The following is a 12,365-nucleotide window of genomic DNA, read 5'->3' as shown; positions in this document are numbered from 1 at the left end:
CGGCGCGTCGAGCCGCGCGGCCGGGCCGTGCGGCAGCCGGCACGCACACCGCGCACGCGCACCGCGCGCCCGCCCCGGCACCCGGCAGCGCTCCGGCGACGCCAGGTGCCCTGGCTGTGGGGGCTCGCCGCCCTCGCCGTCATCGGCATCGCGCTCTGGGGCGTCGTCACCTTGGCGGGAGCCCTCATCGGCGCGGTGACGGGCGCCGGACATGACGCGCCCGCCCCGACGGACCCCGCGGTGATAGCGGATTCCGCCGCCGCGGCGAAGAGCGATATCGTCATCGGCCTGAACGGCGATGCGGACACCTACGTGCTCACCGGCGAGGAGTACCTCGAGGCCGGCGCGCACGCGACCGACCCCGTCCACGGCATCCTGAACAGCGAGGTGACCGCCGCGGGCGAGGTGGACACAACCAAGGCGGGCGACTACACCGTCACCTACACCGTGGCGGACCCTGACGGCGGCACGGCCACCGCCGAGCGCTGCGTGCACGTGGTCGACACCATGGAGACCATGCAGACGGGCGTCCCCGTGCTCATGTACCACTACGTCTACACGGCGGACGCCCCTCCCGAGAACCTCAACGGCAACTACCTGCTCGACACCAAGCTCGCCGAGCAGCTCGCCTACCTCACCGAGAACGAGTTCTACTTCCCCTCCTACGAGGAAGTCCGCGCCTACCTCGCGGGCACGCACAGCCTCCCGGCCAAGAGCATCGTGCTCACGTTCGACGACGGCGAGGCGGGCTTCCTCTCCCGCGGCATCGAGCTTCTGGAGGAGTACCAGGTCCCCGCGACGTCGTTCATCATCGCGAGCGAGCCCGATGCCGGCGAGCGCGTCGTCGCGCACGCGAGCCCGTACGTGACGTTCCAGTCGCACAGCTACAACATGCACCGCGCCGGCGGCACCATCGGCCACGGCGGCATCGTGAGCGCCCTCAGCCGCGCCGAGATCGTCGACGACCTCAAGCAGGCGCAGGCCGTCCTCGGCACGCACGAGGCCCTCGCCTACCCGTATGGCGACGTGACCGACGACGCGCGCGCCGCGGTGGACGACGCCGGGATCCTCTGTGCCTTCACCACGGAGAACCGCTGGGCCACGCCGGGCGACGACCTGCGGTCGCTCCCCCGCGTGCGCATCTCGGGCGAGTACACCCTCGACGGCTTTGTGAGCCTCGTGAGCGAGTAGCCGCCGCAGCCGGGGCGGGCGCGGGTCCGCCCCTCTGTCACAAATCGGTTACGCGCCCGCGCCCGCCCGCGGGCCGCGGGCGCCTTTTGGTAGCATCTCCCCAACATGAGAATCCCGACCGAAGGACCCGTCATGCCGATGAAGTTCAAGCGCCTGCTGCCCATCCCCAAGGACATCCGCGAGGAGATGCCGCTTTCCCCCGACCTGGTCGAGAAGAAGGCCGCCTTCGACGCGGAGGTCGCCCGCATCTTTACGGGCGAGGACCCGCGCAAGCTCCTCATCATCGGCCCCTGCTCGGCGGACCGCGAGGACTCGGTCCTCGCCTACATGGAGCGCCTCGCCGCCATCGCCCAAGAGGTCAGCGAGAAGATCGTCATCATCCCGCGCGTCTACACCAACAAGCCCCGCACCAAGGGCACGGGCTACAAGGGGCTCCTCCACAACCCCGACCCCGAGGCGCCTGACGACCTGCTCGAGGGCGTGAAGGCCATCCGTCGGATGCACCTGCGCGTCATCGAGGAGACGGGCATGTTCACCGCCGACGAGATGCTCTACCCCACCAACTTCCAGTACCTGATCGACCTGCTGTCCTACGTCGCGGTGGGCGCGCGCTCCGTCGAGAACCAGGAGCACCGCCTCGTCGCCTCGGGCGTGACCGTGCCCGTGGGCATGAAGAACCCGACGGCCGGCTCGACGAGCGTCATGCTGAACTCCATCTACGCCGCCCAGGCGGAGCAGTCCTTCATCTACCGCAACTGGGAGGTCGAGACGCCCGGCAACCCGCTCGCGCACGCCGTGCTGCGCGGCTACATCGGTCTCGACGGGCGCACGTACCCCAACTACCACTACGAGCACCTCGAGCGCCTCGCCCAGAACTACACGGCCGACAAGTACGCCAACCCCGCCGTCATCGTGGACTGCAACCACGACAACTCCGGCAAGCGCCCGCTCGAGCAGCTGCGCATCTGCAAGGAGGTGCTCGACTCCTGCCGGCGCAACGACCAGATCCGCGGCATCGTGCGCGGCTTCATGGTCGAGAGCTACCTCGAGGACGGCAACCAGCCTGTCGACGGCGGCGTGTGGGGCAAGTCCATCACCGACCCCTGCCTCGGTTGGGCAAAGACCGCCCAGCTCATCCTCGACCTGGCAGAGCGCGCCTAGCGAGCCGTCTCGCGGCGGACCAGCACCGGCTCCACGGTCTTATGGACCGGCTCGCCGAGCGGCAGGGGCCGGCGCTTCTTGCGCTCCTCCATCTCGGCATCGGGCGTCTCCACGTGGCTGGGCATCACCGAGCCCGCTATCTTCGGCGTGAACCTCAAGCTACGCTTCCCGTTCTACGCGGCCCTCATCGGTGGCGGCATCGGCGCGGCCTACGCTACCATGGTGCAGGTGCTCTCCGTCTCGCAGGGCCCGTGCGGTATCATCGGCGTCATCTGCATCAGGCCCGACTGCATGCTGCAGTTCCTCGTCTCGGCGGTCATCGCGATCGTGTGCACGTTCGTCATCACCCTCGTGTTCGCCAAGACCATCGGGCGCAAGCAGCTGGCAACCCTGTAGCCTGCAACCCTGCCGCCTGGCAGGTTGCACCCCTGCAGCCGAAAGGCAACGACCGATGTGCCGTCGCCTTTCGGCACATCAGCGATACGGAGCGACCTCCATATCGGACTGACCCCGCCAACCATCGGAGTAAAGGAGCACGACGTGCGCGGCATCGAGCAGACGGGCCACCTCAAGGCGCCGCTCAACTGGATCAACGACCCCAATGGGTTCATCTACTACCGCGGGCAGTACCACCTGTTCTATCAGTACTTCCCCTATGCCCCGAGCTGGGGAACCATGCACTGGGGGCACGCGGTGTCGCCCGACCTCATCCACTGGGAGCACGAGGGAATCGCCCTCTTCCCCACGAAGCTCGCCGACCGAAACGGCTGCTTCTCCGGCAGCGCCATAGAGCGCGCGGGGCGCCTGCACCTCTTCTACACCGGCGTCCGCTACCTCGAGACCGACCCGGAGAACATCCACAAACACCTGAACAACCGGTTCGAATCCTGCCAGATGGAGCTCGTCTCCGCCGACGGGCGGCACTTCGACAACCTGGACGCCAAGCGCGTCATCATCCCGGCGATCACCGATCCGGAGCTGGGCGACGCCACCCATACGCGCGACCCGAAGGTCTGGCGCGGGCGCGACGGCTACCACCTCGTGCTCGGCACGACGGTCCACCGCGAGGGGCGCCTTCTCATCTACCGCAGCGACGACCTTGTTACCTGGGAGCTCGCTGGCACGGTCGAGCGCGACGGTCTCGGCTGGATGTGGGAGTGCCCCGACTGGTTCGAGGTCGGCGGTACCGGCGTCCTCATGGTCTCCCCCATGGGCCTGCTCGACGACGGCGCGGCGCCCACCGACATGGCCATCTGCATGCTCGCGGACTTCGACGAGGACACCTGCCGCATGGCGCTTGCCGACAGCTACCAGTTCTTCGACTACGGCCTCGATCTCTACGCGCCGCAGAGTGCACTCGACGCCGAGGGGCGCCGCACCGTCATCGCCTGGCTGCGCATGCCCGCCGCGGTGGAGGCTGCCGAGGGCACCTGGCGCGGGATGATGAGCCTGCCGCGCGTGGTTGAGGTGGCAGGCGGCCACATCTACTTCCGCATCCACCCCAACGTGCGCGCTGCCTACCGCCTGCCGGTGTCCCCCGAGCAAGCCTCGGCGCGCACCGGCTACCACCTAGCCATCGAGCTGCACGAGGGCGAGTCGCTCGACCTCGGCGGATACCGCATCGCGCGCACGGGCGGTCGCATCGTCGCCGACCGCAGCGCTGTGTGCCCGCACAACGGCAAGTGCCGCCTCACCTCCGAGACGCCCGAGGTCCGCGAGGGCGATCGTCTCGACATCTTCGTCGACGCAAACATGGTCGAGACCTACGTGAACGACGGCGAGTATGTGCTGAGCCACGCGGTCTTTGGGCTCGAGGACCGCATCGACGTGCATGCCGCCGCGACGCCGGAGCTCCACGCCCTCGGCTAGTTGCTCCGACCTGTTGTGCGAGAGACGCCCTGTCCGGATTGGCCGTGCGCCGCCCGGATGCCGCACGAACCCGCCGGGACGCATCGCCGGCGTCACGGCGACCCCTCGCCCCGCACGCGGGAACCCGGCCGGCCGGCGTCCGGGCCCTTCCGGCCCATCAGGAGACGGGCTTCTGCGCGCAGGTGGCTCAAAACGTCGGTATGCCGAGCTCGTCTTCGGGGATGAGGGACGGGTCGCGCAGCGGGTTGAAGGGAAGGCCGCGGACGACGCGCTCCTCGTCGTCGACCACGTAGTTGAAGCCGTTGTCGAGGCCGACAAGCAGCCTGCCGCCCGGCGCCAGCACGCAGAAGCACTCGCGCCAGATCGGCAGGACATCCTCCGCGTAGCAGTTGGAGACGAGATGGAAGATGAGGTCGAACTCCCCGTCCTCGAACAGCAGCGGGCGCGTCATGTCCGCGCGCACGCACCTGATCTCGTAGCCCTCGCGCTCCGCCACCATGCGCTCGGACGCGATCTGCCTCTCCGAGTAGTCGAGCACGGTGCACACGGCGCCCATCGCGGCGAACAGCGGCATCTGCTGGCCGCCGCCCGAGGAGGGGCCGAGCACGCGCGCCCCGCGCATGTCGGGCAGAAACCAGTCGCGCGGCACGGCGCGCATGGGCGCTGGCGGCGGTCTCCTGCGCCAGCGCGCGTACCTGGGCGAAGACCCCCTCGACGTCGAGCTCTACCTGCATGGTGGGCAGTGCCACGTTCACAATCGTGCCGTCAAGCACCTCCATGAACGTCATGCACAGGATGGCGAACAGCGCCTACCCGCGGTGCGACGCTCTCTCCCCCGCCTAATTCACCTGCATCCCCCCGCTCCTGGGTCTTCCCGTCCTGTGAGCGCCCGTACAGGGCGTCAAGCGTCGCATCGATGAGCGCATCGAGTGCGCGGGCACGCCTCCCGCCCGGTCGGCCCCGTCGCCTGCCGCGCGGCAGGCGACGGGGCGCCTCGCCCGCCGGCCGCGCCCGCGAACCCGTGTTCGGTGAGCACCGAGGCGAGCGCCACCACCTCGTCGAGCTCGAGCGCCTCGCCGTGCCCGAGCCACCAGCGCATGAGCGAGAGCATGCCGCCGAGCACGAACGAGAGCGCGGGCCGGGCGGCATCGGGCGCGATGAGTCCGTCGACGAGGCCGCGCGCGAGAATCTGCCGCTCAAAGGGGGCGTAGAGCCGGTCGTAGAGGACATCTGCCGGCATGTGCTCGAAAAAGCCGCGCTCCCGCACAAGGCCCGCGCTCAGGTTGCGCGCGAGGGCGGTGAAGAACATGTGCAGGGCGGGCGCGCCGGGCGCCGTGTCAAGAGCCGCGGCTTCGGGACCGCCCTCCATGCCTCCGGACGCCTTGCCCGGCATGCCCGTCGCGTCGGGTGCCGCCGTACCGTCGAGCACGCGGGCGGCGAAGTCGTCGGCAAGCGCGTCGATGAGGCCCGAGATGCTCCCGAAGTGCTGGTAGAACGTCTTGCGGTCCACGTCCGCGCGCTGGGCTATCGCGCTCACCGTGATCTTGTCGAGCGGACGCTCGGCAAGCAACTCCTCAAACGCCTGTATGATGGCGCGGCGGCTCCGCACGACGCGCCGATCGACGCCCGCCGGTCGCGCCGTACGCGCGTCCGCGCCGGACGCAGCCCCGTGCGGCGAGACCGCCTCCGTCGCTTCCCGCCGCATCGCACGCGCCTGCCCCTCGTTTCTCCCCATTGCGCCCACCTTTGTCCGTTACTCCCCACAAGGGCCGTCTCCATGGCTTAGCCACCGTTAATTATTCCACAAGCGTGTGTTAATCACTAATTGGGTATTATCGCTGTCTGACTCTCAGGAGCCACCGCGAGAGAAAGGCAGCATCGTGCGAACCATTGCGCGCATCTTCGTGCGCGACCTCAAGCGCATCGCAAGAAATCCCGTCGCCATCGTCATCACCATCGGCGTGTGCATCATCCCCTCGCTCTACGCGTGGACGAACATCATCGCCAACGACGACCCCTACCGGAACACCTCGACCATACCCATCGCCGTCGTCATCGCGGACGAGGGCGCCGATATCCCCGGTATGGGCACCGTCAACGCCGGCTCGATGCTGCGCGACGAGCTCGCGCACAACGACCAGCTCGGCTGGACTTTCGTCGACAGCGACGAGGAGGCGCGAGACGGCGTGAGCGCCGGCACCTACTTCGCCGCCTTCATCATCCCCACGGACTTCACCGCCGGGATCGCCGACGTTCTCACCGGCGATACCGAGCCGGCGCACATCACCTATCTGGTGAACGAGAAGGCGAACGCCGTGGCGCCCAAGGTGACCGACACGGGGGCGAGCACGCTCGAGGAGGAGATCGCCGGACGCTTCACGGCGCTCGTGGGCGAGACCGTGACCGAGCGGCTCAGCGGGGCGGCGGATACGGGCGCCACGGCCCTCGACGACGCCCGCGCCGGCGCCGCGTCCGAGCTCTCCGAGAGCGCCCGGCTCCTGCGCGACCTCGGCGACGGCCTCGCCCGGGCGGGCGAGAGCGTGGGCGGCGCGCGCACGGCCGTCGGCGCCACGCGCGCGACCATGGCCGAGCTCTCCGGCACGGCGACATCCCTTGCCGACGCGCTTGCCGGCGCCCGGCAGCACCTCGCCCAGACGCGCACGGGCGCGCAGCAGCTCACCGCTGATATTGCCGGCGCCGTCGGTGCCGCCTCGGGTACGGTCGCCGGCATCTCATCCACCGCCGCCTACGATATCGGCGCCCTCGCCGGCGACGTGGGCTGGGCGCAGGGCAAGATCGACGCCGCCCTCGCCGCGCTCACCGGCGTTGCAGGCGACCTCCAGGGCATGCGCGACAGCCTCGCCCGCGCGCGCGACGAGATCGCGGCGGCAAGCGTCGAAGGCGCGGCAGCCGCGGTGCGCCAAGACCTGCTCGACCGCATGGACGACACCGTCGCCGCCCTCGACGGCGCCATCGGCGACCTCACGGCCAACATCGCCGCACTCCAACAGGTCTCCGACCACATCAAGGCGGGCGCCGAGAGCATGCGCGGCCTGTCAGCCACCGTCAACGGCGCCATCCAGCAGGCAACCGCGTCGCTCGCCGGACTGCAGGCGGACCTTCTCACCACCACGCTCCCCGCGCTCTCGAGCGGCCTCGACGCCTTCGCGGACGCCGGAGGCGCTCTCACGGGCGCCGCCGGATCGGTGGGCGCGCTCATCGCCCAGGCGGACGGCACGCTCGCCACGCTCGACGGGCTTCTCGCCCAGGGGGCAGACGCCGTGGGCCGCACCGCCGGCGCGGTCACGACGGCGGCTGACGACGTCGACGCGCTTGCCCGCGACCTCTCCCTTATAGAGAGCGCGCGCGAGACGCCCGTCGTGCGGGACCTCATCGCGCTGGACCCCGCCACGGTGGGCGCCTTCATGGGCTCGCCCGTCTCACTGGTCGACGAGGCCGTCTTCCCCGTGCGCAACTACGGCTCGGGCGTCGCCCCCTTCTACACCAACCTCGCGCTCTGGGTCGGCGGCTTCGTGCTCGTTGCCATCTACAAGCTCGAGGTGGACGAGGAGGGCATCGGCGCCGTCTCCCCCTGGCAGGCAACCCTCGGCCGCGGGGCGCTCATCGCCGCGCTCGGGCAGGTGCAGGCGCTCATCTGCTGCACGGGCGACATCGCCCTCGGCATGCAGTGCGTCTCGCCCGCCGCGTTCATCGGAGCCGGCCTTGTCGCCTCGTTTGTCTACGTGTCGATCGTCTACGCCCTCGCCGTCGCCTTCAAACACGTCGGCAAGGCGCTCGGCGTGCTCCTCGTCGTGCTGCAGATCCCCGGCGCGTCGGGCCTCTACCCCATCCAGATGCAGCCGCCGTTTTTCCGCGCGCTCGAGCCGTGGCTCCCCTTCACCTACGGCATCGACGCCATGCGCGAGGCGGTGGCGGGCTTCTACGGCGACTTCTACGCCAAAAACCTCCTCATGCTCGCCGTCTTCCTGCTGCCGGCGGCCGTAATCGGGCTCGGCATGCGTCGCCGGCTCGTGCCCATAAACGCCCTTTTCGACCGCAGCCTCGCCGCGACGGACCTCATGGTGGCCGAGCACACCATCCCCGCCGATACCGCCGGCGCCCTCGAGCGGCGCCTCCGGGCGCTCATCGCCACGCCCGCGCAGCGCGCCGCCGCCCGTGATCGCGCCGCCCGGTTCGAGCGGGCCTACCCCGCGCTCGTGCGACGGGGCATCGGGGCGCTCGTCGCCGCCCCTCTCGCGTGCACGCTCCTGCTCTTTGTGCTCCCGGCGAAGTTCGCGCTCCTCGTCTGCTGGATCGTGTCGCTCGTGGCCACAACGGCCTATCTCCTCGTGGTGGCGTACCTCCACGACCGCGCGCGCGAGGCGCTCGCCGTGCCGGAGAGCGCCACCGACCCTGCCCCCAACCCCACCGCACAAGGAGGCGGTCTCTCGTGAGCACCCTCACCCGCATCTGGTCCCTCATCCGCCGCGACTTCCGCCACGCCACCGGCAACGCCGTCACCCTCGTGGTGGTCGCGGGCATGATCGTCGTGCCCTCGTTCTACGCGTGGTTCAACATCGCCGGCAGCTGGGACCCCTACGGCAACACCGCGAACCTCAAGGTCGCCGTCGCCTGCGAGGACGCTGGTTACGAGAGCGGGCTCGTCCCCGTGACCCTCAACGTGGGCGAGCGCGTCGTCGACGAGCTCCGTACGTCGACCGCCATCGGCTACGTGCCCACCTCGGCAGACGACGCGCGCGAGGGCGTGCGCTCCGGCGCCTACTACGCCGCGCTGATCATCCCCGAGGATTTCTCCGAGCGGATCCTCGGCGGCTACGACGCGGGCGCGGGCGCCGCCGAGGTCACGTTCCTGCAGAACCAGAAGGCCAACGCCATCGCCCAGATCGTGACCGACAAAGCCGCCACCGCCGTGCGCGCCGACATCGATAAGAGCTTCGCCGCCGCCGTGACGGACGTGGGCGCCGGCGTCCTCGACGAGCTATCGAGCCTGCTCGATGACGAGGGGCTCGCGAGCCTCGCCGGCCGCCTCGACGATGCCGTCACCGGTGCCGCGGCCCGTCTCAGGGGTGCAGCGGGCGACGCGCGCGCCTACGCCGAGCTTCTCTCCTCCACCGGTGCGCTCGTCGCAGGCGGCGGCGACGCGCTCGGCGCCGCCGGCGCGCCCGCCGATGAGGCGGCAGGTGCCCTCGGTTCCGCCGCGGCGGGCGTGGGTGACGTTTCCGACGCGCTTGCCGGCGCCGGCACCGCGTGGGACACCGCCATCGCGGGCGCCTCCGCGGGCATGGGCGATGTGCAGGACGCCATCGACGGCGCCTTCGATGCGGCCGATGCGCAGGTGGGCGACCTCACGGCCGGCCTTACCCGGGCAAAGGAGACGGTCGAGGGGCATCGCGGGCGCCTGCAGCAGCTCGCCGACTCCCTCGCAGGCCAGATCGAGCTCGCGCACCGTCTCGAGGAGGCCGCAGCGGGCACGTCCGCGGGCAGCGCCGCCGGCGCCGTGGCGCGCGATCTCGAGGGCCTCTCCCAGCGCCTCGGCGCGCTCATAGCCGAGCTCGACGACCTGTCCGCCGGCCTCGGCACCGCCGCCGGCGACCTCTCTCAGGGCGCCCAAGATGCCGCCGCGGCAAAGCAGGAGCTCGAAGGGCTCGTCGACGACGCCGCCCGTGACCTCGCCTCGCTCAAGGGCGCCGCGACGGGCGATGTGCGCGCCTCGCTCGACGAGCTCGCCCGGACCGTCTCCGCCGCCGCCGAGGACGCCCGCTCCCTCGCCGCGCGGCTCGACGACACGCTCGCCGCCGTCGACGCCGCCGCCGGCTCCGCCGAGACCGGCCTCACCGGAACCGCCGTCTCGCTCACCGAATCTGCCGACGCGCTCGAGGGGGCCGCCGCGCGCCTCGATGCGCTTCACGAGACGCTTGCGGGCGCCGTCGCCGCAGGCGATCTTGCGCAGATACGCCAGATTCTCGGTGCGGAGCCGGCCGAGCTCGCCGCCTTCATGGCCGCACCGGTGACGCTCGACCGCACGCCCGTCTTCCCCGTCGAGAACAACGGGTCGGCCATGGCGCCGTTCTACACCACCCTCGCGATCTGGATCGGCGGCGTCGTGCTCGCCGCCCTCGTCAAAGTCGCGCCGAGCGCGCGGGCCCTCGCCGAGACCGGCTGCGGCGTCGGCGGCGCCTACCTGGGGCGCCTCGCGTTCTTCGGGGCCGTGGGCCTCGCGCAGGCGACGCTCATCTGCGCCGGCGACCTCTTCTACCTGGGCGTGCAGTGCGCCCACCCGGTACTGTTCTTCCTCACCGGATGGGTCGCCTCGTTTGTGTTCGTGAATATCATCTACGCGCTCACCGCCGCCTTCGGCGATGTGGGCAAGGCCATCGCCGTGGTGCTGATGGTCGTGCAGGTCGCGGGCTCGGGCGGCACGTTTCCGTCGCAGATGCTGCCGCCCGTCTTCCAGACGCTCTACCGGTGGCTTCCCTTCGTGCACGCCGAGAACGCGTTCCGCGCGGCGCAGTTCGGCCTCTGGCAGGGAGACTTCTGGTGGGCCCTCGGCCGCCTCGCCGCCTACCTCGTGCCCGCCCTCATACTGGGCCTCGCGCTGCGCCGGCGCCTCGCGCGCGCAAACGAGTGCATCGAGGAGCGCCTCGCCGAGACGCATGTGATGTAGCCCCGGCGCGCCGCCACCCTGCGTGGGGGCGGCGCGCACCCTTACCGGGCGAGCAGGTAGCGCACCTCGTACGGCGCGAGCTCAAGGGCCCCCGCGAGCTCGACCGACCCGCCGTCCCCGTCCAGAAGGTCGGCGAAGGTCCCTGTGAGCTCGCCTGCCGAGAACGTGAAGGGCTCCGCCACAGCGTTGACCGCCACCAGCACGCGCGCCGCCGGCTCCGCACCCTCGGCCTCCACCGTCCGCTCGAACAGGAGCTGCTTGTTCTGGATCTGCACGTTGCGGTACGCGCCGTAGCTGAGCGCCCGTGCACCGGGTCCCGCGGTGCGCGCTGCGATGAGGCGCGCGACATGGACCGCGAGCTCGTTTTGGACGGGCGCCTCGAACGCCGGGCGCAGGTCCCAGTCGTCATGCGCGCCCTTGACGCCCGTCGCACCCCACTCGCTTCCGTAGTAGAGGCAGGGTATCCCCGGCATGCCGAAGAGCACCCCGTAGGCGGGGCGCACGCAGGCAGGGTCGGTGAGGATGCTCGCCAAACGGGTCACATCGTGGTTGTCGGCAAACGAGAGCAGATGGAGCCCGCGGTAGATGCACCAGGGGTCCCCGCCGAACTGCCGATGGAGTGAGTGGGCGATCTCGAACATGTTCTGACTGTTGAAGCTTGAGTACAGCCCCTTGTAGCACTCGTAGTTGGTGCACGAGTCGAGCATCTCGGGGTTGACGAGCTGGCTGTAGTCGCCGTGGAGCGTCTCGCCGATGAGGACGAACGCCGTGTCCTCGGCGCGCGGGCCCCCAAGCGGCGCCGCCGCCGGCGCCGTGGCCGAGAGCTCGCGCGCCACGCCGTGCAGGCTCCGCAGGAAGTCACGGTCGAGGGAGTAGGCGACATCGAGGCGCAGCCCGTCGATGCCAAACTCCCGCCGCCACCCGCGCACCGTGTCGAGCAGGTACGCCACGACGGCGGGATTGCGGAGATTCAGCTTGACGAGATCGTAGCAGCCCTCCCAACCCTCGTACCAGAACCCGTCGCCAAAGGCGGAGTCCCCGTCGAAGTTGAGGCAGAACCAGTCGCGGTACGCCGAGTCCCACCGGTGCTCGCGCACGTCGCGAAACGCCCAGAACTCGCGGCCGACATGGTTGAACACCGCATCGAGCACCACGCGGATGCCGCGCGCGTGCAGGGCGCGCACCACGTCCGCAAGATCCTCGTTGGTGCCTAGACGACAGTCGACGCGGGTGAGGTCGCGCGTGTCGTACCCGTGCGTCGACGAATCGAACACCGGGTTGAGGAGCACGGCGCCGACCCCGAGCTCCGCCAGGTAATCCGCCCATGCCGCCACCTTGGTGATGCGGTGGGCGCAAACGCCGTCGTTTGCACGGGGCGCCCCGCAGAAGCCCAGGGGGTAGATCTGATAGAACACGCTCTCAAAGGACCACATGGTGCCATCCTTCCTGTTGACGATCT

Annotated in this window: 9 protein-coding genes; 6 read left to right on the top strand and 3 right to left on the bottom strand. The window is 70.3% G+C overall.

Features of this window, described 5'->3' with window-relative positions; all coding sequences use genetic code 11:
- Positions 1-105 precede the first annotated feature (105 nt).
- The 4 genes from B5F70_RS02760 to B5F70_RS02745 all read left to right on the top strand — a co-directional run bounded on the left by B5F70_RS02760 (position 106) and on the right by B5F70_RS02745 (position 4,221).
- Positions 106-1,191, top strand: coding sequence for an immunoglobulin-like domain-containing protein (locus B5F70_RS02760; protein ID WP_241145881.1), 1,086 nt, complete (start codon positions 106-108; stop codon positions 1,189-1,191).
- Positions 1,192-1,323: 132 nt separating this feature from the next.
- The gene (locus B5F70_RS02755) at positions 1,324-2,352 is read left to right on the top strand and encodes a 3-deoxy-7-phosphoheptulonate synthase (protein ID WP_087204035.1); all 1,029 of its coding nucleotides are present in this window, start codon (positions 1,324-1,326) and stop codon (positions 2,350-2,352) included.
- 78 nt (positions 2,353-2,430) lie between these two features.
- Positions 2,431-2,748, top strand: a complete 318-nt coding sequence (locus B5F70_RS02750; protein ID WP_087204034.1) for a hypothetical protein — start codon at positions 2,431-2,433, stop codon at positions 2,746-2,748.
- A gap of 144 nt (positions 2,749-2,892) precedes the next feature.
- Positions 2,893-4,221 (top strand): glycoside hydrolase family 32 protein, encoded by a 1,329-nt coding sequence (locus B5F70_RS02745; protein ID WP_206383479.1) that lies wholly within the window; start codon positions 2,893-2,895, stop codon positions 4,219-4,221.
- 187 nt (positions 4,222-4,408) lie between these two features.
- On the opposite strand, the gene B5F70_RS02740 is transcribed toward B5F70_RS02745, so the two are convergent.
- The gene (locus B5F70_RS02740; protein WP_087204033.1) at positions 4,409-4,879 is read right to left on the bottom strand and encodes a class I SAM-dependent methyltransferase; all 471 of its coding nucleotides are present in this window, start codon (positions 4,877-4,879) and stop codon (positions 4,409-4,411) included.
- 243 nt (positions 4,880-5,122) lie between these two features.
- Entirely contained in the window at positions 5,123-5,956 is an 834-nt protein-coding gene (locus B5F70_RS02735) for a TetR/AcrR family transcriptional regulator (protein WP_087204032.1), read from the bottom strand.
- A gap of 145 nt (positions 5,957-6,101) precedes the next feature.
- Between B5F70_RS02735 and B5F70_RS02730 the strand changes: the two genes are divergently transcribed.
- Positions 6,102-8,675, top strand: coding sequence for a YhgE/Pip domain-containing protein (locus tag B5F70_RS02730; protein ID WP_158094914.1), 2,574 nt, complete (start codon positions 6,102-6,104; stop codon positions 8,673-8,675).
- Positions 8,672-10,906, top strand: coding sequence for a YhgE/Pip domain-containing protein (locus B5F70_RS02725; RefSeq protein ID WP_241145880.1), 2,235 nt, complete (start codon positions 8,672-8,674; stop codon positions 10,904-10,906). The genes B5F70_RS02730 and B5F70_RS02725 overlap by 4 nt, the downstream gene beginning before the upstream one ends.
- Before the next feature lie 41 nt (positions 10,907-10,947).
- Here the strand turns inward: B5F70_RS02725 and B5F70_RS02720 are convergent, their stop codons facing one another.
- Complete coding sequence (locus tag B5F70_RS02720) at positions 10,948-12,339, bottom strand: alpha-amylase family glycosyl hydrolase (RefSeq protein WP_087204030.1); 1,392 nt, start codon at positions 12,337-12,339, stop codon at positions 10,948-10,950.
- Positions 12,340-12,365 lie beyond the last annotated feature (26 nt).

It is taken from the genome of Collinsella sp. An268, from assembly GCF_002159765.1.
In the GTDB taxonomy this organism is placed as follows: domain Bacteria; phylum Actinomycetota; class Coriobacteriia; order Coriobacteriales; family Coriobacteriaceae; genus Coprousia.
Note: the sequence above shows the minus strand (reverse complement) of the source record. Positions and strands in the feature narration are given on the sequence as shown.

What these genes read in the sequence shown, in the direction of transcription:
- B5F70_RS02735 (WP_087204032.1), bottom strand. Translation starts at nt 5,956, where the DNA reads ATGGGGAGAAACGAGGGGCAGGCGCGTGCGATGCGGCGGGAAGCGACG.
- B5F70_RS02720 (WP_087204030.1), bottom strand. Translation starts at nt 12,339, where the DNA reads ATGTGGTCCTTTGAGAGCGTGTTCTATCAGATCTACCCCCTGGGCTTC.
- B5F70_RS02740 (WP_087204033.1), bottom strand. Translation starts at nt 4,879, where the DNA reads ATGCGCGCCGTGCCGCGCGACTGGTTTCTGCCCGACATGCGCGGGGCG.
- B5F70_RS02755 (WP_087204035.1), top strand. Translation starts at nt 1,324, where the DNA reads ATGCCGATGAAGTTCAAGCGCCTGCTGCCCATCCCCAAGGACATCCGC.